The organism is Serratia sp. UGAL515B_01, assembly GCF_033095805.1.
In the GTDB taxonomy this organism is placed as follows: domain Bacteria; phylum Pseudomonadota; class Gammaproteobacteria; order Enterobacterales; family Enterobacteriaceae; genus Chania.
This window is the reverse complement of sequence record NZ_CP109901.1, coordinates 2,569,495-2,594,869: the sequence shown is the minus strand read 5'-3', so window position 1 is coordinate 2,594,869 and position 25,375 is coordinate 2,569,495. Positions and strand designations below refer to the sequence as shown.

Annotated in this window: 21 protein-coding genes; 17 read left to right on the top strand and 4 right to left on the bottom strand. The window is 49.1% G+C overall.

Going from position 1 to position 25,375, the window contains the following annotated elements; genetic code table 11:
- Window positions 1–30: 30 nt before the first annotated feature.
- A complete protein-coding gene (nadB, locus tag OK023_RS11595) occupies window positions 31–1,632 on the bottom strand; it encodes an L-aspartate oxidase (protein WP_317692876.1) in 1,602 nt (533 codons plus the stop codon).
- 234 nt (window positions 1,633–1,866) lie between these two features.
- Between nadB and rpoE the strand changes: the two genes are divergently transcribed.
- From rpoE to acpS, 11 genes are all read left to right on the top strand, one after another.
- A complete protein-coding gene (gene rpoE, locus OK023_RS11590; protein ID WP_317692875.1) occupies window positions 1,867–2,442 on the top strand; it encodes an RNA polymerase sigma factor RpoE in 576 nt (191 codons plus the stop codon).
- A 30-nt stretch (window positions 2,443–2,472) separates the two neighbouring features.
- The gene (rseA, locus tag OK023_RS11585) at window positions 2,473–3,132 is read left to right on the top strand and encodes an anti-sigma-E factor RseA (protein ID WP_317692874.1); all 660 of its coding nucleotides are present in this window, start codon (window positions 2,473–2,475) and stop codon (window positions 3,130–3,132) included.
- Window positions 3,132–4,091 carry a sigma-E factor regulatory protein RseB gene (gene rseB, locus OK023_RS11580; protein ID WP_317692873.1) on the top strand — a complete coding sequence of 320 codons (960 nt, stop codon included), beginning with the start codon at window positions 3,132–3,134 and terminating at the stop codon, window positions 4,089–4,091. The genes rseA and rseB overlap by 1 nt, the downstream gene beginning before the upstream one ends.
- On the top strand, window positions 4,088–4,564 hold the full coding sequence (gene rseC / locus OK023_RS11575; RefSeq protein WP_317692872.1) for a SoxR-reducing system protein RseC: 477 nt from the start codon (window positions 4,088–4,090) through the stop codon (window positions 4,562–4,564). The genes rseB and rseC overlap by 4 nt, the downstream gene beginning before the upstream one ends.
- 349 nt (window positions 4,565–4,913) lie before the next feature.
- Complete coding sequence (lepA, locus tag OK023_RS11570; protein ID WP_317692871.1) at window positions 4,914–6,710, top strand: translation elongation factor 4; 1,797 nt, start codon at window positions 4,914–4,916, stop codon at window positions 6,708–6,710.
- A 31-nt stretch (window positions 6,711–6,741) separates the two neighbouring features.
- Entirely contained in the window at window positions 6,742–7,719 is a 978-nt protein-coding gene (lepB, locus tag OK023_RS11565; protein WP_317692870.1) for a signal peptidase I, read from the top strand.
- A 313-nt stretch (window positions 7,720–8,032) separates the two neighbouring features.
- On the top strand, window positions 8,033–8,713 hold the full coding sequence (gene rnc, locus OK023_RS11560; protein WP_317692869.1) for a ribonuclease III: 681 nt from the start codon (window positions 8,033–8,035) through the stop codon (window positions 8,711–8,713).
- Window positions 8,710–9,618, top strand: coding sequence for a GTPase Era (era, locus tag OK023_RS11555; RefSeq protein ID WP_317692868.1), 909 nt, complete (start codon window positions 8,710–8,712; stop codon window positions 9,616–9,618). Before rnc ends, era begins: the two co-directional genes overlap by 4 nt.
- Window positions 9,619–9,623: 5 nt before the next feature.
- On the top strand, window positions 9,624–10,355 hold the full coding sequence (gene recO, locus OK023_RS11550) for a DNA repair protein RecO (protein WP_317692867.1): 732 nt from the start codon (window positions 9,624–9,626) through the stop codon (window positions 10,353–10,355).
- Window positions 10,356–10,480: 125 nt separating this feature from the next.
- The gene (pdxJ, locus tag OK023_RS11545) at window positions 10,481–11,212 is read left to right on the top strand and encodes a pyridoxine 5'-phosphate synthase (protein ID WP_317692866.1); all 732 of its coding nucleotides are present in this window, start codon (window positions 10,481–10,483) and stop codon (window positions 11,210–11,212) included.
- Entirely contained in the window at window positions 11,212–11,592 is a 381-nt protein-coding gene (acpS, locus tag OK023_RS11540; protein ID WP_317692865.1) for a holo-ACP synthase, read from the top strand. Before pdxJ ends, acpS begins: the two co-directional genes overlap by 1 nt.
- A 15-nt stretch (window positions 11,593–11,607) precedes the next feature.
- On the opposite strand, the gene OK023_RS11535 is transcribed toward acpS, so the two are convergent.
- Window positions 11,608–11,868 carry a YfhL family 4Fe-4S dicluster ferredoxin gene (locus OK023_RS11535; RefSeq protein WP_317692864.1) on the bottom strand — a complete coding sequence of 87 codons (261 nt, stop codon included), beginning with the start codon at window positions 11,866–11,868 and terminating at the stop codon, window positions 11,608–11,610.
- Between the two features lie 237 nt (window positions 11,869–12,105).
- Between OK023_RS11535 and yfhb the strand changes: the two genes are divergently transcribed.
- Window positions 12,106–12,762, top strand: a complete 657-nt coding sequence (gene yfhb, locus OK023_RS11530; RefSeq protein ID WP_317692863.1) for a phosphatidylglycerophosphatase C — start codon at window positions 12,106–12,108, stop codon at window positions 12,760–12,762.
- A 117-nt stretch (window positions 12,763–12,879) separates the two neighbouring features.
- Here yfhb and yiaY read toward each other — a convergent pair whose 3' ends face one another.
- Window positions 12,880–14,031: an L-threonine dehydrogenase gene (gene yiaY / locus OK023_RS11525; protein WP_317692862.1), complete on the bottom strand. Its 1,152-nt coding sequence runs from the start codon at window positions 14,029–14,031 to the stop codon at window positions 12,880–12,882.
- Window positions 14,032–14,454: 423 nt separating this feature from the next.
- On the opposite strand from yiaY, the gene tadA reads away from it, so the two are divergent.
- Window positions 14,455–14,961, top strand: coding sequence for a tRNA adenosine(34) deaminase TadA (tadA, locus tag OK023_RS11520; RefSeq protein WP_317692861.1), 507 nt, complete (start codon window positions 14,455–14,457; stop codon window positions 14,959–14,961).
- Here the strand turns inward: tadA and mltF are convergent.
- Window positions 14,951–16,411, bottom strand: a complete 1,461-nt coding sequence (gene mltF / locus OK023_RS11515) for a membrane-bound lytic murein transglycosylase MltF (protein ID WP_317692860.1) — start codon at window positions 16,409–16,411, stop codon at window positions 14,951–14,953. The two genes, tadA and mltF, sit on opposite strands and share 11 nt — an antisense overlap.
- 274 nt (window positions 16,412–16,685) lie before the next feature.
- On the opposite strand from mltF, the gene purL reads away from it, so the two are divergent.
- The 4 genes from purL (at window position 16,686) to glrR (ending at window position 25,325) form a co-directional block, all read left to right on the top strand.
- A complete protein-coding gene (gene purL / locus OK023_RS11510) occupies window positions 16,686–20,579 on the top strand; it encodes a phosphoribosylformylglycinamidine synthase (RefSeq protein WP_317697667.1) in 3,894 nt (1,297 codons plus the stop codon).
- Window positions 20,580–21,615: 1,036 nt separating this feature from the next.
- Window positions 21,616–23,052 (top strand): HAMP domain-containing sensor histidine kinase, encoded by a 1,437-nt coding sequence (locus tag OK023_RS11505; RefSeq protein WP_317692859.1) that lies wholly within the window; start codon window positions 21,616–21,618, stop codon window positions 23,050–23,052.
- Between the two features lie 3 nt (window positions 23,053–23,055).
- On the top strand, window positions 23,056–23,988 hold the full coding sequence (gene qseG / locus OK023_RS11500) for a two-component system QseEF-associated lipoprotein QseG (RefSeq protein WP_317692858.1): 933 nt from the start codon (window positions 23,056–23,058) through the stop codon (window positions 23,986–23,988).
- On the top strand, window positions 23,985–25,325 hold the full coding sequence (gene glrR / locus OK023_RS11495; protein ID WP_317692857.1) for a two-component system response regulator GlrR: 1,341 nt from the start codon (window positions 23,985–23,987) through the stop codon (window positions 25,323–25,325). Before qseG ends, glrR begins: the two co-directional genes overlap by 4 nt.
- Window positions 25,326–25,375 lie beyond the last annotated feature (50 nt).

Sequence of the window (25,375 nt, the reverse complement as noted above, 5' to 3'; positions counted from 1 at the left end):
CCCTTTCTAAGCACGGAAAAGGGGATAGATTCAGGGGTGCAGAATAGTTGGCTTTGCTTCTGGTAACATGTGTGGGTAGTCTAGTGTGTAGTGTAATCCCCTGCTTTCTTTGCGCTCCATGGCACTGCGAACGATCAATTCGGCCACCTGTACCAGATTGCGTAATTCCAGCAGGTTGTTGGATATGCGAAAGTTAGCGTAATACTCGTCGATCTCCTGTTGTAGCGTATTGATACGGCGCAAAGCACGCTCCAGACGTTTGGTGGTACGCACGATGCCCACGTAATCCCACATGAATAACCGCAATTCATGCCAGTTATGCTGGATCACGACACGTTCATCTGAATCATCCACCCGGCTTTCATCCCACTGCGGCAGTTGTTTGGTCAGTTTGATTGTAGGGAGGTGCGTCAGAATATCTTCTGCAGCAGCCCAGCCATAAACCAAGCATTCCAGCAGTGAGTTCGATGCCATTCGATTGGCACCATGTAGACCGGTATAGCTGACTTCGCCGATAGCGTAAAGGCCGTCTAGATCGGTACGACCATGCTGATCGACCATCACTCCGCCACAAGTATAATGTGCGGCAGGGACGATAGGTATTGGCTCTTTGGTGAGATCAAACCCTAACGTCAGCAGTTTTTCGTAGATCATTGGAAAATGCTGGGTGATGAATGCTGCAGGTTTATAGCTAATATCCAGATACATGCAGTCAGCACCTAGACGTTTCATTTCATGGTCAATGGCTCGTGCGACGATATCGCGTGGAGCAAGTTCTCCGCGTGGGTCAAAGTCTGACATAAAGCGGCTGCCGTCGGGGCGTTTCAGGTAGGCACCTTCACCGCGTAAGGCTTCTGTCAGCAGGAAATTACGCGCATGTGGATGAAACAGGCAGGTTGGGTGAAACTGGTTGAATTCTAGATTGGCAACCCGACACCCGGCACGCCATGCCATTGCGATCCCATCACCTGAAGAAATGTCCGGGTTTGTCGTATACTGATAAACCTTAGCAGCACCACCTGTAGCCAGAACCACTGTTTTGGCGCGATAGGTCTCCACTTGTTCACGTTTTCGGTTCCAGACGTAAGCACCGACCACTCGTTTTGTGCCAGCTAGACCGATTTTATTAGAGGTAATCAGGTCTACCGCATTGTGACGTTCCATAACGCAAATATTGGGATGAGCGTTCGCCTTTGCGACAAGCGTCGTCTCTACTTCTTTACCTGTTGCGTCGGCTGCATGCAGAATACGGCGGTGGCTGTGCCCCCCTTCTTGCGTTAGGTGATAACGTTTTTGACCCAAGGCGTTAGTTTCTGTATCGAATAATACGCCTTGATCGATCAACCACTGTACACAGTGGCGTGCATTGTTGGCAATAAACTCGACGGTGTTTTTATCGCATAGGCCGGCACCAGCGATCAACGTATCCTCAACGTGTGAGGCGATGCTGTCAGTTTCATCAAATACTGCGGCGATACCGCCTTGAGCATAGAAGGTCGCACTTTCATTAAGTGGGCCTTTGCTCAGTACTGTAACCTTGCAATGTTGCGCCAGGCGCAACGCCAGTGACAACCCAGCAGCGCCGCTGCCGACGATCAGTACATCGCTAACATATTCAGATAATGGTGGCATAACGTATGATGTGTGCAGAAGAAGAGTGAAAATCATGTTAGCCTACTTGCCCTGGCAAAAGCCACGGACAAGATAACATCAACAGAAAAACAATGGCGATATGGAACTTTATGTTCTATATGGAACTTTAATGTTCTATATGAACTCCAAGCGAGTGCTTGCTCAGGAAAATAATGTTATGGCTGGCAGTACAATTTTACGCGTGGAGACAGGTTTGGGGAGAGTTTACCTCGGATGAGCGAGCAGTTGACGGATCAGGTTTTGGTAGAACGGGTCCAAAAGGGCGATCAGAAATCGTTTAACTTACTGGTAGTGCGCTATCAGCATAAAGTGGCGAGCCTTGTTTCGCGTTATGTACCGCAGGGCGACGTACCGGATGTGGTGCAGGAGTCGTTTATTAAGGCCTATAGAGCACTGGAATCATTCCGGGGTGATAGCGCTTTTTATACCTGGTTGTACCGAATCGCTGTGAATACAGCAAAAAATTATCTCGTTGCTCAGGGGAGGCGTCCACCATCAAGTGATGTTGATGCCAATGATGCTGAAAATTACGAAAGTGCTGGTGCGCTGAAAGAAATTTCGAACCCTGAGAATTTAATGTTGTCAGAAGAACTGAGAAAGATAGTTTTCCGTACTATTGAGTCACTTCCGGAGGATCTTCGCATGGCGATTACCTTGCGGGAGCTGGATGGTTTAAGCTACGAAGAAATAGCAGTCATCATGGATTGCCCCGTAGGAACGGTACGTTCGCGTATTTTCCGCGCTCGGGAGGCTATCGATAATAAAGTTCAACCGCTGATCCAACGTTAGCGATGGCGGACACTGGAAGGGTACTTAGGCATGCAGAAAGAAAAGCTTTCCGCTCTGATGGACGGTGAAATGCTCGACAAGGAGCTGTTAGGTTCGTTGTGTAGAGATAGAGCACTTCAAAAAAGTTGGCAGGGCTATCACCTGATTCGTGACACATTGCGAGGTGATATTGGACAAGTAATGCATCTCGATATTGCAGATCGTGTTGCAGCTGCGTTAGAAAAAGAACCGGCTCGATTGGTTCCTTTGGAAGTTTCTGAGTCTCAGCCTCATCCCCACACTTGGGAAAAACTGCCGTTCTGGCACAAGGTTCGTCCTTGGGCAAGTCAGATTACACAGGTGGGCATTGCGGCTTGTGTTTCTTTAGCTGTGATTGTCGGTGTGCAACACTACAATCAACCAGATGTGTCGCCTGGAAACATTGAATCGCCAGTGTTTAATACGTTACCTATTATGGGACAAGCTTCTCCAGTTAGCCTTGGTGTCCCTGCTGACAGTTTCTCGACGGGTACTGGTAGTGGCCAACGGCAGCAGGTACAAGAACAACGTAAGCGCATTAATGCTATGTTACAGGATTATGAACTACAGCGCCGTTTACATTCTGAACAGCTGCAGCTTGAGCAAAGTCCGTCAAAACAGGCGGCTATTCAGGTTCCTGGAACTCAGTCTTTAGGAATTCAGCAGCAGTAATGAAGCAAATCTGGTTTTCTGCTTGTTTACTAACAACGGTCAGCTTGTTCAATTCAAATATCGCCTCGGCGCAACCTGCGTCCGGGGCGATATTGCAACAGATGAGCATTGCCAGCCGTTCACTCAATTATGAACTCGCCTATATCAGTATCAGCAAACAGGGCATCGATTCGTTACGCTATCGTCATGCGGTAATCGACAACCAGCCTTTAGGCCAACTGCTGCATATGGATGGCCCACGCAGGGAAATACTGCAACGCGGCGGGGGCATCAGCTATTTTGAACCCGGATTAGAGCCTTTTACGCTATCTGGCGATCATATTGTCGATGCAATGCCAGCTATCGTTTTTGCTGATTTTGACTATCTTGCAAAGTATTACGACTTCATTTCCGTCGGGCGCACCCGCATTTCCGATACACCATGTGATGTCTTTCGTGTCGTGGCTCGAGATGGTTCCCGTTACAGCTATATTGTCTGGATGGATATTGAATCCAAGCTGCCGTTGCGTGTTGATTTGCTTGATCGTGATGGTGAAACACTGGAGCAATATCGCGTTATTTCGGTATTAATAGGCGATCAGGTGAAGCACGTTATGCAAGGTTTACTCAAAGCTAACCTTCCACCGTTACTGTCTTTACCCGCTGCTGAAAATGTGAAGTTGGCTTGGGATACCGGTTGGCTTCCTGAAGGGGTAAATGAAGTTGCTCGAAATCGCCGTAAGTTGCCAAATGTGGCAGATCCGGTAGAGTCGCGCTTGTATAGTGATGGCCTATTCAGTTTCTCGGTCAATGTTAGCCCTTCGGGCAATAATGTTGGGCAACAGTTTTATCGTCAGGGGCGCAGGACAATCCAGACTGAAAGTCGTAATGGCAATGAAATTACCGTCGTTGGTGAGTTGCCACCGTCAACGGCCAAACGTATTGCCGACAGCGTTTCCTTCAAGGTATCACCGCAATGATGAAAGAGTGGGCGACTGTTGTTTCGTGGCAACAGGGTGTAGCTTTGCTGCGCTGTGAACCCAAATCTGGGTGTGGCAGCTGTTCCGGGCGTTCAGGGTGTGGCGTTCATGCACTGAACGAGTTAGCTCCGGGAAGTGAACATTATTTGCAGCTACAAATTGCACAACCTCTTGAACCTGGTCAGCGTGTAGAAATAGGCATTGCCGAAGGTAGTTTGTTACGTTCAGCAACGTTGGTCTACATGGTACCGCTCTTCGCTGTCATTCTGGGGGGGGGACTATTACAGTGGTTGTTGGGCAGTGACGCCGCTGCCTTACTTGGTGCTGTCCTGGGAGGAATGGGCGCTTTTACGGTGGTTCGCTTGTTGACACCGTATTTTGATAAACAAGCCGATTTTCAACCCGTTGTCTTGCAGATTGGTTTGCCGCCTGGAGCCATACGTTTGCATACTCAAACAGAAGACCCCGTTTAAACTTGCTGCCACCTTTAGATTCCCAAAATTATTTAGCGAACGGTGGCCGTTTACTCATGTTTATCAAGCTGTTGTCTCGTCTATACTTTATGCAATAAGTTTAAATCACATTAAAAGTATGGTTTTTATCATATAAAGATCTGCTTTCATAAACTGTGTCTCTCTGTAACACTAAAGCATGCATAATTGAATGCCTTCACTGAACCGATCTCTAGGTTTTCAGTGTCATGGCATGTAGAATGCAGCGATTCAGGCGAAAGACGGCCGAACCCATTCACTGTCGCTTTATGTCCATGCGGGTTTCCATAGGCGAGTAATTCAGAAATACCAAGGCAGAAAAACATTTATAATGAAGCATATACGAAATTTCTCCATTATTGCCCATATTGACCACGGTAAGTCGACGTTGTCTGACCGTATTATTCAAATTTGCGGTGGCCTGACCGAACGTGAAATGGCTTCCCAGGTGCTGGATTCGATGGATCTGGAGCGTGAGCGTGGTATTACTATCAAAGCGCAAAGCGTAACACTCGATTACAAAGCGTTAGATGGCCAGACTTATCATCTGAACTTTATCGACACGCCTGGACACGTTGACTTCTCTTATGAGGTTTCCCGTTCATTGGCTGCCTGTGAAGGTGCGTTGCTGGTGGTGGATGCAGGGCAGGGGGTAGAAGCACAGACATTGGCCAACTGTTATACCGCGCTAGACATGAATCTGGAAGTTGTCCCGGTCTTGAACAAGATTGACCTGCCAGCCGCCGATCCGGATCGTGCCGCACAGGAAATTGAAGATATTGTGGGCATAGATGCTACTGACGCTGTGCGTTGCTCAGCGAAAACCGGCCTAGGCGTACCTGATGTGCTTGAACGTTTGGTACGTGACATTCCTCCACCGGAAGGTGATCCGGATGCACCGCTGCAGGCACTGATTATTGACTCATGGTTTGATAACTACCTTGGTGTCGTTTCCCTGATCCGCGTGAAAAACGGTACGTTGCGCAAGGGAGACAAAATCAAGGTAATGAGTACTGGCCAAACCTATAACGCCGATCGTCTGGGGATTTTCACCCCTAAACGTATCGATCGCGATGTATTGAACTGTGGCGAAGTGGGTTGGCTGGTTTGCGCTATTAAAGACATTCTCGGCGCACCAGTTGGTGATACTTTGACATTGGCACGTCAGCCAGCAGACAAAATGCTGCCAGGTTTCAAAAAGGTAAAACCACAGGTCTATGCTGGCCTGTTTCCAATCAGTTCTGATGATTATGAAGCGTTCCGCGATGCCTTGGGTAAGCTGAGCCTGAACGACGCCTCTCTGTTTTATGAACCGGAAAGTTCCACTGCGTTGGGCTTTGGTTTCCGCTGTGGTTTCCTGGGGTTGTTGCACATGGAGATCATTCAGGAACGTTTGGAGCGTGAATACGATCTGGAATTGATCACTACGGCACCAACGGTGGTGTATGAAGTGGAAACCACCAGTAATGAAACCATCTACGTCGACAGCCCTTCCAAGTTGCCAGCCTTGAATAACATTGCCGAGTTGCGTGAGCCTATTGCTGAATGTCATATGCTAATGCCACAGGAATATCTGGGTAACGTTATCACGCTATGCGTTGAGAAGCGCGGTGTGCAGACCAATATGGTTTACCACGGTAATCAGGTGGCGCTGACCTACGAAATTCCAATGGCTGAGGTGGTGCTCGATTTCTTTGACCGTCTAAAATCTACATCGCGTGGTTATGCTTCTTTAGATTATAACTTCAAACGTTTCCAGGCTTCGGATATGGTGCGTGTCGACGTATTAATCAATAACGAGCGTGTTGATGCACTCGCGCTGATTACTCACCGTGATAATTCGCAGTATCGGGGTCGTGAGTTGGTTGAAAAAATGAAAGACCTGATCCCACGTCAGCAATTCGATATTGCCATTCAGGCAGCGATAGGCAACCATATTATTGCTCGCTCCACGGTGAAACAGCTGCGTAAAAACGTTCTGGCAAAATGCTATGGCGGTGACGTTAGCCGTAAGAAAAAGCTTTTGCAGAAACAGAAAGACGGTAAGAAGCGTATGAAGCAGGTGGGTAACGTTGAGTTACCACAGGAAGCGTTCCTGGCTATTCTGCACGTTGGTAAAGACAAGTAAGAGCGAGAGCTCACGCAACTAGGGAGTTTGCATGGCGAATATGTTTGCCCTGATCTTGGCAATTGCAACGCTGGTGACTGGGATCATCTGGTGCTTTGAGCGCTTTAAATGGGCGCCTGCACGTCGGGCGAAAATTGCTGCGGTCAATGAACAGGCCGCAGGTGCAGTTGACGAAAAAACGCTGGCCAATATTGCAAAGCAGCCGGGTTGGGTTGAAACCGGTTCTTCGGTCTTCCCTGTATTGCTGCTGGTATTTGTGGTGCGTTCATTTATTTATGAACCATTCCAAATCCCTTCTGGCTCGATGATGCCGACGTTGTTAATTGGTGATTTTATTTTGGTGGAAAAATTTGCTTACGGCATTAAGGATCCTATCACCCAAACGACGCTCATTGAAACGGGGCATCCTAAACGTGGCGATATTGCCGTATTTAAATATCCACTGGATACGAAACTGGATTATATCAAACGTGTTATCGGCCTGCCTGGTGATCGTGTCACCTATGATCCCGTCAGTAAGCGCGTGACTGTCCAACCCTCTTGTAATGATGGGCAATCATGCGATAACTCGTTGGCAGTTACCTACAGTGATATGCAGCCAAGTGATTTTGTGCAGATGTTTAGTAGCACCAATATGGGGGAAATCAGTAAAGGTTTCTTCCAGACCCCATTGAATGAGAACGTGCCACAGGGAGGCGTTCGCTTGGTCGAGCGCAAAGAGACGCTGGGTAACGTTACACATCGTATTCTCACTGTGCCAGGCGCACAGGATCAGGTCAGGGGCTACTACCAGCAACCGGGAAAACCATTTGCCGAATGGGTCGTTCCGGCAGGGCATTACTTCATGATGGGTGATAATCGCGATAATAGTGCGGATAGCCGTTATTGGGGCTTTGTTCCTGAAAGGAATCTGGTGGGTAAAGCCACGGCCATCTGGATGAGTTTCGAGAAACAGGAAGGTGAGTGGCCAACGGGCGTAAGACTTAGCCGTATCGGCGGGATTCATTAATAGATTTTATTAGCCTTCGTTTTTACTGCAGCCAGTAATGGCTGCAGTTTCAAAATCCAGAGCCCTACGCGGTCTTCTAATCTGTTGTAACTCCAGTGTTAAACATCACTTGCCTGCAACTTGAAATACATCCGGTATATATATAAACGCAGCATTATATTTCCACTCGTTGTAGAATAGCCTCTCGAGCGATAAAAGTTGGCTCCCTTTTGGGCGCTACTGCAAACGAAACAGCTTTGAGTTGATTTTTGGCGAAGCAGGCCTGTTCCGTATGCTGCAAGTTTTTGGCGCATTATTGAACTATTGGTAACTCATGAATCCCATCGTAATAAATAGGTTGCAGCGTAAGCTGGGCTATACTTTTCAACAGCAGGAGCTCTTACTGCAAGCGTTAACTCACCGTAGCGCCAGCAGCAGACACAATGAACGTCTTGAGTTTCTGGGCGACTCTATTCTTAGCTTTGTCATCGCTAACGCGCTTTATCAACGTTTTCCTCGTGTTGATGAAGGGGATATGAGCCGTATGCGTGCCACCCTGGTGAGAGGGAATACGCTGGCGGAGATGGCGCGTGAGTTTGATCTCGGTGAATGTTTGCGCCTGGGGCCAGGTGAGCTTAAAAGCGGTGGATTCCGCCGTGAGTCAATCTTGGCGGACACTGTAGAAGCATTAATCGGCGGCGTGTTTTTGGATAGCGATATTCAAACCGTCGAGCGCCTGATTTTGGATTGGTATCGCAGTCGGTTAGACGAAATCAGCCCCGGTGATAAACAAAAAGATCCAAAAACTCGCTTGCAGGAGTTTTTACAAGGTCGTCATCTGCCGTTGCCATCCTATCTGGTGGTGCAGGTTCACGGTGAAGCGCACGATCAGGAATTTACTATCCACTGTCATGTGAGTGGGTTGAACGAGCCCGTTGTGGGAACTGGTTCAAGCCGCCGTAAAGCCGAACAGGCAGCAGCAGAACAGGCGCTGAAAAAGCTGGAGCTTGAATGAGCGAAGAAAAACAATACTGTGGTTTTATCGCGATCGTTGGTCGTCCTAACGTGGGCAAATCGACGCTGTTGAACCAGTTGCTAGGGCAAAAAGTCTCTATCACCTCGCGTAAACCACAGACGACACGTCACCGTATTATGGGGATCCATACCGAAGGGCCTTATCAAGCCATCTATGTAGATACCCCTGGGCTGCATATTGAGGAAAAACGAGCCATCAACCGTTTGATGAACCGCGCTGCCAGCAGCTCGATTGGTGATGTGGAATTGGTGATCTTCGTGGTGGAAGGCACTCACTGGACTGCCGATGATGAGATGGTGGTCAATAAACTACGTAGCCTGAAGTGCCCGGTACTGTTGGCAATTAACAAGGTCGATAACGTTACCGATAAATCACGTTTGTTGCCGCATATCTCTTTCCTCAGCCAGCAGATGAATTTCCTTGATGTGGTGCCAATCTCCGCTGAAAAAGGAACGAACCTGGATACGATTGCTGCTATTGTTCGTAAACTCCTGCCGGAAGCAGGACATCACTTCCCTGAGGATTATATTACCGACCGTTCCCAGCGCTTTATGGCTTCGGAGATTATCCGCGAAAAGCTGATGCGTTTCCTCGGTGAAGAACTGCCGTACTCGGTCACGGTGGAAATCGAACAGTTCGTTGCCAACGATCGCGGAGGTTACGATGTCCACGGTTTGATCTTGGTAGAGCGTGAAGGTCAGAAAAAAATGGTCATCGGCAACAAAGGCTCGAAGATCAAAACGATTGGTATCGAAGCACGTCAGGATATGGAACAGATGTTTGAAGCCAAGGTACATCTGGAACTATGGGTTAAAGTAAAATCCGGCTGGGCGGACGATGAGCGTGCGTTGCGCAGTCTGGGCTATGTTGACGATCTGAAGTAACTTCGATGGAAGGCTGGGAACGCGCTTTCGTCCTGCATGGGTGGCCGTACAGTGAAACCAGCTTGATGCTGGATCTATTCACTGAAAGCCAAGGGCGAGTACGTTTACTGGCAAAAGGCGCGCGTAGTCGCCGTTCCAATCTGAAGGGCTGCTTGCAGCCCTTTACCCCTTTGCTAGTACGCTGGGGCGGGCGTGGTGAAGTAAAAACGCTGCGTAACGCCGAAGCGATCTCTCTTGGTTTACCCCTCACTGGCACGATGCTTTATAGCGGCCTTTATGTAAACGAACTGCTGTCACGGGTGCTGGAGCAGGGAACCAACTATTCAGTCCTATTCTTCGACTACCTGCAGTGTCTACAGGCACTGGCAGCAGAGGAGAGCTCACCAGAGGTGGCCCTGCGACAGTTTGAGCTGGCCTTGCTAAGGCATCTGGGGTACGGGCTCGATTTTCTCCATTGTGCTGGCAGTGGTGAGCCGGTAGATGACGGAATGACGTATCGCTACCGTGAAGAGAAAGGGTTTATCGCCACGTTGGTCGTGGACCATCACAGCTTTACCGGTCGTGAGTTACGAGCGCTGGCCGCACGTCAATTCCCTGATGCAGAAACTCTGCGTGCCGCCAAACGTTTTACCCGCATGGCGCTAAAACCCTATCTCGGTGGTAAACCACTAAAGAGCCGTGAGCTGTTTCGCCAATTTGTGCGTAAACAACCTAATCACCTTGTTGATGAAACCTAGGTCGTAACCTAATTGCCCATGGTGTTCGCTCGCAATGAAGGGATACAGCCTGCTATCTTTCTGCTTTTGTCGATTTCGGCTGGCGTGTAAACTGCGGCTACTGAAATCACTTTCTAGAGGTCGTCATGGCTGATTTGCTGCTGGGTGTTAATATCGATCATATTGCCACGTTACGTAATGCGCGTGGAACCAACTACCCGGACCCGGTGCAGGCGGCGTTTATTGCTGAGCAAGCGGGGGCTGATGGTATCACCGTTCATTTGCGTGAAGATCGTCGTCACATCACCGATCGTGATGTACGTATTCTGCGCCAGACCATTCAAACGCGTATGAATCTTGAAATGGCCGTCACCGACGAAATGCTTGATATTGCGATTGAGCTGAAACCCCAGTTCTGTTGCCTGGTTCCGGAAAAGCGTCAAGAGGTTACTACTGAAGGCGGATTGGACGTTGCGGGGCAATTGGACAAAATGACCGTAGCGGTTGAACGCTTATCACAGGCCGGTATCTTGGTATCATTGTTTATCGATGCCGATCATCGCCAGATTGATGCTGCTGTTTCCGTAGGTGCCCCCTATATTGAAATTCATACTGGCGCCTATGCTGAAGCTGAGGGCGAACTGACCGTTCAGGCTGAGCTGTCGCGCATTGCCAAAGCGGCGACCTACGCAGCTGGTAAAGGGCTGAAAGTCAACGCAGGTCATGGTTTGACCTACCACAACGTGCAACCGATCGCTGCTTTGCCAGAGATGCACGAATTGAATATCGGCCATTCTATTATTGGTCAAGCGGTGATGACTGGCTTACCTGCGGCGGTGGCCGATATGAAACTGCTGATGCGGGAAGCACGGCGCTAATGGCGGTTCTTGGTTTAGGCACCGATATCGTTGAGATAGCGCGCATCGAAGCGGTGGTCGAACGTAGCGGTGATCGTTTGGCCCGTCGGGTGCTGAGCCAGCCAGAATGGGAGATATATCAACAGCATCAGCAACCGGTGCGCTTTCTGGCTAAACGTTTTGCGGTGAAGGAAGCGGTAGCTAAAGCATTTGGTACCGGTATCCGTAATGGTCTGGCATTCAATCAGTTCGAAGTTTTTAATGATGCTTTAGGCAAACCGAATATCCGGTTACATGAGCGTGCTGCCGAAACCGCTAAGGAAATGGGGGTCAAGTCAATCCACGTTTCTCTGGCGGATGAACGGCGTTATGCTTGTGCGACGGTGATCATGGAGGGATAAGGCCTAATAGTTGATTTACAGGCTATCGGCGTGATGCAGTACAACAAACTTTTCCCACAGTTGTTCCTGGCTCTCTATATGTTGTGGATCGATAATGATGGTGTTATCGATCGGGCACACTTGCTGACAGGTTGGAGTATCGTAGTGGCCTACGCACTCGGTGCAGCGGTTAGCATCGATGTGGTAAATATCATCTCCCATCGAAATGGCCTGATTTGGGCATTCTGGTTCGCACATATCGCAATTGATACATTTATGTGTGATTAGCAGGGCCATGATGACTCTCTCATTATCTCTAGGGATATTTTTTGGAGCGCAGATTATACGCCTTGAAACCATTTTTTCACTAGCTGTTTGACCTTACCGCAATAGTGCAATAACCAGCGGATCTAACCGGATAACTGTGTCGTGATAAAGGTAGCGTTCTACAAAAAGGTTATAGCGGGCTTATCACTTGGCTGAAACTGATATTTCCCCAAATAATGGGGGCTTAACGATCCTAAGGAGTAACGCTTGACAGACAAACCAAACCAAGAGGCCGAGCACGGCTGTCGGGTAGTGTTTTTCGATCTGGATGGCACCTTGCATCAGGAAGACATGTTTGGCCGCTTCCTACTTTATTTGATTTGTCATTTACCATTAAATCTGCTGTTGGTTGTGCCGTTACTGCCGGTTGTTGGTTTAGGCATGTTGCTTGGCGGAAGAGCAACGCGCTGGCCGATGAGTTTGCTGCTATGGTCTATGACTTTTGGCCGTTCGGAGAGCAAGCTGAAAGCGCTTGAATCGCAATTTGTGACTCATTTCCGCAACAAAGTGACCGCATTTCCTGTGGTACAGATGCGATTGCGCCAGTATCTTGATGCAAAAGATACGCAGGTATGGCTGATCACCGGCTCACCTGAAAGGTTGGTGACGCAGATTTATCAGGATTCGGCGTTTCTATCACGTGTGCGTTTAGTGGGAAGCCAAATGGCACGTCGCAATGGCGGCTGGGTGTTGCCGATGCGCTGTCTCGGGGTGCAAAAGGTTGTGCAACTTGAGCAACGTTTGGGTGCACCACTCAAACTATTCAGTGGCTATAGTGATAGCAAACAGGATAATCCGTTGTTGTATTGCTGCGAGCATCGTTGGCGTGTCAGTAAAGAAGGTGAGTTACATCAGTTGGAATAAATGCATATTTCCCACATCCTAGCCAGGCTGTGCCCCTTAATTGCACGCTAGCGGCACTTGCGTAAAATTAAGGGACACAGCCCAAGTTTTTTAGAGCACTCTGGACAGAGGGGAGGATTACATTGCTGCTTTAAAGATAGCAACAATCTGTTCGTGGCTAGCCTGGATCGGATTGGTGAATCCGCAGGCATCTTTTAATGCGTTAGCAGCAAGCACATCAAAATCCTCCTCTTTGACGTTCAGTTCGTGTAAACCCGCAGGGATGCCCACGTCTTTTGCTAACTGGCGGATGGCAGCGATACACTGAGATGCTCCTTGCTGATCGTTTAGCTCTGTAACATTCACTCCCATAGCAGCGGCAATGTCTTTCAAACGTCCTGCGGCGACGGTCGCATTGAACGTTTGTACGTGCGGCAACAAGACGGCATTACATACGCCGTGTGGCAAATTGTAGAAACCACCGAGTTGGTGCGCCATGGCATGTACATAGCCTAGCGAGGCATTATTGAAGGCCATACCTGCCAGGAATTGGGCATAGGCCATATTCTCTCGTGCCTGCATGTTCTGCCCATCGGTAACGGCATCACGGAGTGACTCCGCAATCATGGTCGCGGCTTTCAGTGCGCAGGCGTCAGTAATAGGGTTCGCCGCACTGGATACATAGGCTTCGATAGCGTGTGTCAGCGCGTCCATACCGGTGGCTGCGGTAAGGCCTTTTGGCATGCCAACCATCAGATCCGGGTCGTTGACCGAAATGATTGGGGTGACATGTTTATCAACAATTGCCATTTTGATATGGCGTGTTTCGTCAGTAATAATACAAAAACGCGTCATTTCGGAAGCAGTGCCCGCGGTGGTATTAATAGCGACCATGGGTAACTGTGGCTTGGCTGAACGATCAACCCCCTCATAATCCCTGATTTCTCCACCGTTGGCAGCGACTAGAGCAATCCCTTTAGCGCAATCGTGAGGTGAACCACCACCGAGTGAAATCACGCAATCACAGCGATACTCATGCAGTAAAAGGAGACCTTGTTTTACATTCTCTGTTGTTGGATTGGGGTGAGTACCATCATAGACACAACTTTCGATTTGTTGTGTTGCCAGTAGCTGTTGTACTTGAGCAACGACACCAATACCGTTCAAAACCTTGTCGGTAACAACCAGCGCGCGACACAGACCATGCTCTTTCATGGTTTTTACTGCGTCTTCCAGACAGCCGGAACCAATCATGTTAATGGAGGGGATAAAAAATGTTGAGACAGCCATAAACAACTCCTTATAAAGGCTTTTATGTACATAAAACCTACCCTGCTAATCATTAACTTAATATGATCTACCTCAACTTTGTTAGTGAAAGCCATTAATATATTATATATTGATTATTAACGTTTTTTTAAATTTCTAGCATGTTGATTGCAAAATGTTCTCTTTTTAATCATCACTTAATTTAATGTTATCTGTCTATTGTTGTTTGTATGTGACGTGGTTCCTGCAAGCCGATTTTTCCCAACAGGTTTGGTCGTAACAAAATGAACGTTGAGCATGCGGCTTGAGGAACGCTGGAACAAATTGCAATGCAAATGAGTTGCGAATAAGCCAAAACAAAGCCGCATAGCATCTCTCATCACGCTTCAGTCATAGGCAGATGCTCAGTATAATGCTCGCCGCTAAGCGCACGAGGATTGAGCAATGAACGAATATAATGATGAGTATTGGATGCGTCAGGCGTTAAGTCTGGCTAAGCGTGCGCAGGAGGAAGGTGAGGTACCGGTAGGGGCGTTACTGGTACTCAACAATCAGGTCATTGGTGAAGGGTGGAATCGGCCGATTGGGCGTCATGACCCAACTGCTCATGCAGAGATCATGGCGTTACGTCAGGGGGGGAGTGTGCTGCAGAACTATCGGTTACTCGATGCGACACTTTATGTCACTCTTGAACCTTGTGTGATGTGTGCCGGTGCGATGATACATAGCCGCATAAGTCGCTTGGTGTATGGCGCGGCTGACGAAAAAACCGGTGCGGCTGGCTCGCTGGTTGATATTTTGCGCCACCCAGGAATGAATCACCAGGTGGAAATTGTCTCAGGAGTGTTGGCTGAAGAGTGTTCAACAACCCTGAGTAATTTTTTTCGCTTGCGTCGTGAACAGAAAAAAGCGCTTAAACTGACGCAACAAACCGGGATAATTAAAAGTTGAGTGCCAGTTTGGCATCGACTGCTGGGTATCCCTTATTTGACTCTGTGTGTTTTGATGCATTTAGCGTTGCCTTTTTCTCTTTTTCCTGCAAATAACCTACGAGGCTGACCTGATAACGGCGGATATTTTCCACATACTTATAAGCTTCGTGGCCACGCGCATAGCCGTAGGTGAGTAATCGGGAATAGCGTTTTTGGCTGAGCATCGGCAACCGTTGTTTCACATCGACCCAACTGTCAGGGTTACCTCGCTGACTTTTAGTTAGTTTGCGGGCATCCAACATATGGCCCCAGCCCATATTGTAGCCAGCGAGGGCGAACCAGATACGCTCATCTTCCGGTACACTCGCAGGAACTTTTTCCATCAAGTGTTGCAGATAACGTGCTCCACCTTGAATACTCTCTTCTGGATCGAGCCTGTCGCTAACGCCAAGACCGTCAGCCGTGGCCCGTGTCAGCATCATCATACCTCTTACACCCGTTGGAGAAGTGGCTTGGGGGTCCCAGTGTGACTCTTGATAGGCGATAGCCGCCAAGAGTTTCCAATCAATCTCTTTGGCATGTTTTTCAAACAGCGAGCGGAAGCTGGGTAATACAGCGTCTATTGCCGAAAGAAACGTTTTGGTATCGACGTAATCAAAGCTCCTTACGTGGCCAAGGTATTTCTCTTCCAGCCTGGCAAGCGTACCGTCCTCTACTTTTTGACTATAAAAATCCAGTAATGCGGCATAAAGACTGTCATCATGCCCACGTTTCAAATACCAGGTTACCGGCTCTTCTTCAGTCACATCAAAGGCGACTGCCAGTTGCGGATTGATCCGTTGCTGGAGAGCAACGGTGACGGAATCTCCGATAGTGTAATCCAGTTTACCCTCGGTCACTTTTTCTAATAGTTCTTTGGATGTGAGTTCGTTTGAGGATTCCCAACGGAGGTTTGGATATTTCTCCTTCTGGAGTTTTTTTAGCGTGCTGACGTGCGCTGAGCCTGCAGCAACCGCTAACTTGCCTTTCATATCTGCGAAGGTTTTAGGTCGCGGAGTTCCTAAGCTGTAGACGACCTGCTGGGATACAGAGTAATAAGCTGGACCTGCTTTGAAGCGATGAAGACGGTCCCGGTTGTAGATCAAACCAGCGGCAAGCAGGTCGGCATTACCATCTTCTAAAGCGTCAAACAGGTCATTGATATTTTTATGCGGTATCACCACCAGTTTTACCCCGAGATAATTGGCAAAGCTTTTGGCCAATTCATAGTCAAAGCCACGTGGCCCCCGCTTGGTACTGAAATAGGTCAGCGGTGAGTTTAGTGTGCTGATACGCAGTTCTCCCCGTGATTTTATGGCTTCAAGTTGATCTCCTAAACCACCACGCCAGGCAATGTTAGACCATAGGGCAACAGCCAAAAGTACGGTGGCAATACCGATTAGGATGTAACTTATTTTAAATATTTTCAAATAGTTATCTCAAATAAGTGCACGCTTCATGCTGGTCGGAATCTTAGTTTTATCATGGTTAAATCACCAGTGTCAGGGCATTTTGCTCAACAAAATGGCAGCGTGCAACTTTATTGACAGGCTATGGCAATTCGGTGGAGAGAATAGCTTTTATGAATAATAGCCACGCAAACGGTTTCGTCGGCGGTGAGGATTATCTATAATGGCGCGCGTTTTCCCCTGTTGCGCCCAATGAAGCACTGAGTTCAGTGGCTTCGAAGACGAGAGAACTCTGATTATGGAAATACTGCGTGGTTCGCCCGCTTTGTCGGCTTTTCGTATTACCAAACTACTGTCACGCTGCCAGGAGGCTCAACTGCCGATTGGCGATATCTACGCCGAATACGTTCATTTTGTCGATATCAGCGCACCACTCAGTGCTGAAGAACGCGCAAAATTGCAACGGCTACTAAAGTATGGCCCTTCTCTCGCTACACATGCCCCTGAAGGCCGTTTGATGCTGGTTACGCCGCGCCCGGGTACAATTTCCCCCTGGTCTTCTAAAGCGACAGATATTGCTCACAACTGCGGTTTGACTCAGATCGTCCGTATTGAGCGCGGCTTGGCATTTTATGTTTCCGCACCAGAGTTAGGTGATGCTCAGTGGCGGACATTAGCCTCGTTACTACACGATCGCATGATGGAAACGGTATTCAGCGAACTGCAACAAGCAGAAAAATTATTTTCTCACCATCAGCCCGCCCCTTATCAGGAGGTCGACGTGCTCGGCCAAGGTCGCAGCGCCTTGGAGCAAGCCAATAGCAAACTGGGCTTGGCACTGGCACAGGACGAGATCGACTACCTACTGGCAGCCTTTACCGGCTTGGAACGTAACCCGACGGATGTCGAACTGTATATGTTTGCCCAGGCTAACTCTGAGCATTGCCGGCACAAAATTTTCAACGCTGATTGGATCATCGACGGCGAACAACAATCCAAGTCGCTGTTCAAAATGATCAAGAATACCTTTGAGCAAACGCCGGACTATGTACTTTCTGCCTATAAAGACAATGCTGCGGTGATGGAAGGCTCAAACGTTGGGCGTTTCTTCCCCTCACCGGAAAATGGCCAGTATGACTATCATCAGGAAGAAACACACATCCTGATGAAAGTAGAAACGCATAACCACCCGACAGCAATTTCCCCATGGCCGGGTGCTGCTACTGGTTCCGGTGGTGAGATCCGTGATGAAGGCGCGACGGGGCGTGGTGCCAAGCCGAAAGCCGGTCTGGTGGGCTTCTCGGTTTCCAACTTGCGCATTCCTGGTTTTGAACAGCCATGGGAAGAGGATTTCGGTAAGCCGGAACGTATTGTTAGTGCTCTGGATATCATGACTGAGGGGCCATTGGGGGGGGCTGCATTCAACAACGAATTTGGACGCCCAGCGTTGCTAGGGTACTTCCGTACTTATGAAGAACGCGTCAATAGCCACAATGGTGTTGAACTACGTGGTTATCATAAACCCATCATGCTGGCAGGCGGACTGGGCAATATCCGTGCTGACCATGTGCAGAAAGGGGAGATCAGCGTAGGTGCCAAACTGGTTGTGTTGGGTGGCCCGGCGATGAATATCGGTTTAGGCGGAGGAGCGGCATCCTCTATGGCTTCAGGGCAGTCTGATGCCGATTTGGATTTTGCCTCTGTGCAGCGTGATAACCCGGAAATGGAACGCCGTTGTCAGGAAGTGATTGACCGTTGCTGGCAGCTAGGAGATCACAACCCGATCCTGTTCATCCATGATGTTGGTGCGGGGGGACTATCGAACGCCATGCCAGAACTGGTCAGTGACGGTGGGCGAGGTGGCCGCTTTGAACTGCGTGAGGTTTTGAACGATGAACCGGGCATGAGCCCGCTGGAAGTGTGGTGTAACGAATCGCAAGAGCGTTATGTCCTGGCTGTTGCGCCAGAACAGATGGCTCAGTTTGATGCTATTTGTCGTCGTGAACGTGCGCCCTATGCGGTGATTGGTGAAGCGACGCAAGAACGTCATTTAACGCTTAACGACCGTCATTTTGGCAATCAACCTATAGATATGCCGTTAGACGTCCTGCTGGGTAAAACGCCTAAAATGACCCGCGATGTTCAGAGTCAGCAGGCACGTGGCGAGGCATTACAGCGTTCAAATATTACCCTCGCCGACGCGGTGAAACGCGTGTTACATCTGCCAGCCGTGGCGGAGAAAACCTTCCTAATCACCATTGGTGACCGTACCGTCACCGGAATGGTGGCACGCGATCAGATGGTTGGTCCATGGCAGATCCCGGTAGCAGACTGTGCGGTGACGGTAGCCAGTCTTGACAGTTACTACGGTGAGGCGATGTCGATAGGTGAACGAGCGCCTGTTGCATTGTTGGACTTTGCTGCTTCAGGGCGCCTAGCGGTGGGCGAAGCGCTGACCAACCTGGCTGCGACGAATATAGGTTCGCTCAAACGTGTCAAATTGTCCGCCAACTGGATGGCAGCAGCCGGCCATCCCGGGGAAGACGCCGGCCTGTATGAGGCTGTGAAAGCGGTGGGTGAGGAACTGTGTCCAGCGCTCGGTATTACCATTCCGGTGGGTAAAGACTCAATGTCGATGAAAACTCGCTGGCAGACAGGTAATGAGCAACGTGAGATGACTTCACCGTTGTCGTTGGTGATCACTGCATTTGCCCGTGTTGAAGATGTTCGTCATACCGTAACGCCGCAGCTGCGCACCGACAAAGGTGATACGGCGTTAATGCTGATCGACCTGGGTAATGGCCATAATGCTCTGGGGGCAACGGCACTGGCGCAGGTGTATCGCCAACTCGGTGACACACCAGCCGACGTGCGTAATGTCGGACAGTTAGCGGATTTCTTCAATGCCATGCAGCAACTGGTGGCAGATGGCGCGCTATTGGCTTATCACGATCGTTCAGATGGTGGTCTGTTGGTCACCTTGGCTGAAATGGCGTTTGCAGGACATTGTGGCGTCGATATTGATATCCAGGCTTTGGGGCAAGATTCTCTTGCTGCATTATTCAACGAAGAGTTGGGGGCAGTGATCCAGGTGCCTATTGCACAATTGGAAGCCGTAACTCAGGTATTTGCGCTTCATGGCCTAACAGACAACGTACATCATTTAGGCCAAGTCCAGCATGGAGATCGGTTTGTGATCACTTGCGGTGGCGAAACGGTATATAGCGAAAGCCGTAGCACCTTGCGTACCTGGTGGGCTGAAACCACCTGGCAGATGCAGCGTCTACGTGACAACCCTGATTACGCCGATCAGGAACACCAAGCCAAGCAGGACGAATGCGATCCGGGTCTGAACGTTAAACTGACTTTTGCTCCGGATGAAGATATTGCGGCCCCTTATATTGCCAAGGGAACACGTCCTAAAGTTGCCATACTACGTGAACAAGGGGTTAATTCTCATGTAGAAATGGCAGCCGCGTTCCACCGCGTCGGCTTTGATGCGGTTGATGTACACATGAGCGATTTGCTGGAAGGACGCAGCGACCTGCAAGCCTTTCATACTTTAGTTGCCTGTGGCGGTTTCTCTTATGGTGATGTATTGGGCGCGGGTGAAGGTTGGGCAAAATCTATCTTGTTTAATGACCGAGTGCGTGACGAGTTCGCTGCGTTCTTTCATCGGCCACAAACTTTAGCATTGGGTGTTTGCAATGGTTGTCAAATGATGTCCAATCTGCGTGATCTTATCCCTGGAGCTGAACACTGGCCACGCTTTGTGCGAAACCTGTCTGAGCGTTTTGAAGCTCGCTTCAGCCTGGTTGAAGTGGATAATAGTCCATCTCTGTTCATGCAGGACATGGTGGGTTCGCGCATGCCTATTGCTGTTTCCCATGGTGAAGGTTATGTAGAAGTGCGTGATGCTGCTCATTTGGCTGCCTTGGAACATCATGGCCTGGTTGCTCTACGTTTTGTTGATAATCGTGGCCAGGTGACTGAAGTTTATCCGGCTAACCCTAACGGTTCACCAAATGGCATCACGGCAGTGACCAGCATTGATGGTCGTGCCACGGTGATGATGCCACATCCAGAACGTGTCTTCCGTACCGTCAGTAACTCCTGGCATCCGAAAGAGTGGGGCGAAGATAGCCCGTGGGTGCGTATGTTCCGTAACGCCCGTAAGCAACTGGGATAACTTTCCGGTATTGATGAAGCAAGACATGTTGGGGCACAGCTATTGTGCCCTTTTTATTGTCTTATTTTTTAATGTGTTACAAGTTTGTCGGTTTTCCGCGACAATCCCCTAACAGCCTGTCTCTAATAGGTGACATTTAACTTATTGATTTAAATGTTAATTAATGCATTCATCTTATCTTGTCGGTTATTGGCGACGGTGAGGCTGATTATTATCCACCGTTGGCCATTTTTGAAGAGGCTATAGCGAAGTGTTGTTATAAAAATATAATAAAAACATATGTTTAATTTTAATTTAAAAAGTTGGCACGGATAGTGCATTTATATGGCAAGTTGCTCATTCAACTTTTTATGATCGGCCCCGTAATAGACGGAACAGCGCCTCATAAGCCCCGAATGATGCCAAAGTAATGGTGCCTATCGTCCAACTAAACCGATAACAGGAGCGTAAGCGACTTTATCAAGCATCGGACGACACGTTGAGTGAGGCACCGCCTTGTATCCAACTGTGATGAAGTGTTCATCAATCCAGGATACATATGGATGCTATTCGTCCTGATTCGATGCCAGCCTTATGCTACATCACCCTGGGGACGACGCGTAAGGGCATCCGCATTTTCCTTGCGATGGGGCGAAAGCCCCAGCGTCAAAGTCATTATCAACACTTTCATCCCCCATTAAAGCTTTGGCACATAGGTTAGCGTGAAAATAAAGCTAAATACGCCTGCTAAGGGATACTCAAATTTCTTTTTGTAATACATCTGTTTTTTATTGGCAGTTAATACTTATTGATTTATCGAGCACTGAGTCTTGTGACCAGTGCTTTTTTTTTTGCCCTTGATGCAGCGTTTTGCGAATTGACTCGAGGATTATCACCCGACGGGCTTTTTTCTCCTCGTCGTCTCAGTTAGCATCACAGCAGAGAATAAGATGGTGCCGCTAACTTTGCAGATCCCAAAGCCTATTGTTGAAGCACGGGACAGAGTGTGATCACGCTCGCTTTGTACATGACGAGCCATTACCCGATAGAGAATGAGATGATTTTTTTGAAAAGATGGCGTCTATTTCCGCGTTCGTTGCGTCAGTTAGTGATAATGGCATTCCTGCTGGTACTGTTGCCGCTATTGGTATTGGCTTATCAGGCCTATCAGAGTCTGGATCATCTCAGTGCTCAGGCAGCAGATATTAACCGCACTACGCTGGTTGATGCCAGACGCAGTGAAGCGATGACCAGTGTGGCGCTGGGAATGGAACGCAGTTATCGACAGTATTGTGTACTCGTGGACCCAACGCTGGAACGCTTATACCAAAACCAGCGCAAACAATATTCACAGATGCTAGATGCTCACGCCCCTGTCCTTCCAGATGAACGCTATTACCAAAAATTGCGAAATCTGTTGACTGAGCTTGCGATTGTCAAGTGTCAAAGCAGCGGTCCAGATAAAGACGCTTCTAAATTATTAGAATTATTCTCAATATCGAATGCTGAAATGGTTCAGGCTACTCGTAACGTTGTCTTTTCCCGTGGTCAGCAGCTACAGCGTGCGATTGCTGAACGTGGCCAATACTTTGGCTGGCAGGCGTTGATACTGTTTCTGGTCAGTGTGCTGTTGGTTATGCTGTTTACCCGCATGATTATTGGGCCAGTCAAAGCGGTTGAGCGTATGATTAACCGTCTGGGAGAAGGACGAGCTATCGATATGACTGTTTCTTTCAAGGGACCACGTGAGCTGCGCTCGTTGGCTCAGCGGATTATCTGGTTAAGCGAGCGTTTGGCATGGCTGGAATCACAGCGTCATGAATTTCTGCGCCATATCTCTCATGAATTGAAAACACCCTTGGCCAGTATGCGTGAAGGAACCGAACTGTTGGCCGATGAAGTCGCGGGTTCGTTGACCTCTGACCAAAAAGAAGTGGTGGCAATCCTCGATCATAGTAGCCGCCATCTGCAACAACTGATCGAACAATTGCTGGATTACAATCGCAAACTGGCAGATGGCCCCGCGCAGCACGAGAATGTCGAACTGGAAGAGTTGGTTGATATGATCGTCGCTGCCCATAGTTTACCTGCGCGAGCCAAGATGATCCGCACAGAAGTAAAACTTGAGGCGGAAATCTGCTGGGCAGAGCCGACCTTATTAATGCGTGTACTGGATAATCTCTACTCCAATGCGGTGCACTACGGCATGGAATCCGGTAACATTTGGATCCGTAGCCGTCATATTGGTCAACAGGTGCAGATCGACGTCGCTAATACCGGTCCACCGATCCCTGAAACAGAACAAGCCATGATTTTTGAGCCCTTTTTCCAGGGAAGTCACCAACGGAAAGGGGCTGTTAAAGGAAGTGGGCTGGGATTGAGTATCGCGCAAGATTGTATCCGTCGCATGCGCGGAGAATTGAAACTGGTTAACATTCCAGATGCCGATGTTTGCTTCCGAATTGAATTGCCATTAACTGCCGAGAATGAATAAAAAATGCACACAGAGTCTAAATGCACTCATCTACCAGAGAACGAAGGTTTACCGTGCTCCTCTCAACGCGAAACGCTTGGCAAATGTCCGTTTACTTTCATCAGCGCGATCCTGTTAGCGCCATTTCTACTGATAGGGTGTGCCGATCGCTCCGTCAGCAGCGGTTTGACACAGCTGCAGGAGAGCATTCCTGAAACTAAAGTTGTGGACTACCGTATTGCCCGTTGCGACGTGCTATGGGGGCTTGATGATGAAGAAGTATTGGAAAATTCACTTTATTGGCTTAGAGCAATGGATTGTTCTGAGCGCATCGGTACCACGGATGCTCGCGCACTGGCAAAAAACTTTCCAGAGAGCAACTGGTACAATATTTTCAAACAAAGTATTTTGCTCGATAGCGCCGAACCGACACTGGCCGAACGTCGGCAGATGGTTGAGCGCCTAAGCAGCTATCGTCTCGAATCCCCTAGTGTACTACGCCCGTTGCTGCAATTGTGGCGTCAGCAGCAGATGTTACAAATTACTTTGTCCGACGAACGTGCACGTTATCTGCACCTGCAGGAAGCCTCAGACAGTCAGATAGATGTATTGCGTCAGAGTAAGAACCATTTGCAGGAGCAACTGCGTGAAACCTCGCGTAAGCTGGAAAACCTGACGGATATCGAGCGTCAGCTCTCGTCACGTAAGCCGATTCAGAGTGAAATGCCGGAAAATAGTGCCACACAATCCAAAATAGATGCAGCAGGCAAACCCGCAGCTCCAGCTAAAATGGCTGAACCAGAACCTGAAACCCCTGCTGAACCCAAGCCCGTAGCCCCTGCTAAATCGCCTAAACCGGGATCCACACCGGTAAAAGAGTCAGGAACCGCTTTGCCTGTGGAGCCGGAAGACACCTACGTTCCGCTTCCCGTTCATAAGGAGTCTCCAGCACAATGACAGCTCGCAAACCGGCCAACCTTTTGTTGGTTGATGACGATCCCAGCTTGCTCAAATTGCTGGGAATGCGTCTGACCAGCGAAGGTTTTCATGTTACAACGGCAGAAAGTGGCCAAGAGGCTTTACGCTTGCTGGTACGAGAAAAAATAGACTTGGTGATCAGCGACTTGCGTATGGATGAGATGGACGGCATTGCGCTGTTTGTTGAAATCCAGAAATATCAGCCGGGAATGCCGGTGATTATTCTGACCGCGCATGGTTCAATTCCGGACGCGGTTGCGGCAACCCAGCAGGGCGTTTTCAGCTTCCTGACTAAGCCCGTCGATCGTGATGCATTGTATAAAGCGATCGATGAAGCGCTATCGCTTTCGGCACCTGCCGCCGGAGATGACAGCTGGCGTGAGGATTTTGTCACTCGTAGTCCGATCATGTTGCGGTTGCTTGAACAAGCAAAGATGGTGGCACAATCGGACGTGAGCGTGCTGATCAACGGCCAGAGTGGTACCGGTAAAGAAGTATTGGCGCAGGCCATCCACAGCGCCAGTCCGCGGGCGAAAAAAGCATTTATCGCCATCAACTGCGGTGCGTTGCCGGAACAACTGCTGGAGTCGGAACTGTTTGGACATGCCAAAGGGGCATTTACCGGCGCTGTCAGTAGTCGTGAGGGGTTGTTTCAGGCGGCGGCAGGGGGCACGTTGTTCCTGGATGAGATTGGCGATATGCCACTTTCGCTCCAGGTGAAGCTGCTACGCGTGCTGCAAGAACGTAAAGTACGCCCTTTGGGCAGTAATCGCGATTTAGATATTGATGTACGGATCATTTCCGCCACTCACCGTGACCTGCCCAAAGCGATGGCAAAAAACGAGTTTCGGGAAGATCTCTATTATCGTCTGAACGTGGTTAACCTGAAAATCCCTGCACTCAATGAACGTGCCGAAGATATTCCGCTGCTGGCAAACCATCTGCTGCGTGGTTCGGCGCAGAGGCATAAACCGTTTGTGCGCAGTTTTTCCTCCGATGCCATGAAACGCCTGATGACCGCCAGTTGGCCAGGAAACGTTCGTCAGTTGGTTAACGTTATCGAACAGTGCGTAGCATTGACCACTGCACCGGTAATCAGCGAGGCGCTGGTTGAACAGGCGCTGGAAGGGGAAAATACTGTACTGCCAACCTTTGTCGAGGCACGAAACCAGTTTGAATTGCACTATCTGCGTAAGCTATTGCAGATCACCAAGGGCAACGTAACCCAGGCCGCACGCATGGCTGGCCGTAACCGTACTGAATTCTATAAATTGTTGTCGCGCCATGAACTGGATGCCAACGATTTCAAAGAATGATGTTTTCTTTTCCGAGCCTGTATACACAGGTTCTCAACAAATTAACCGGG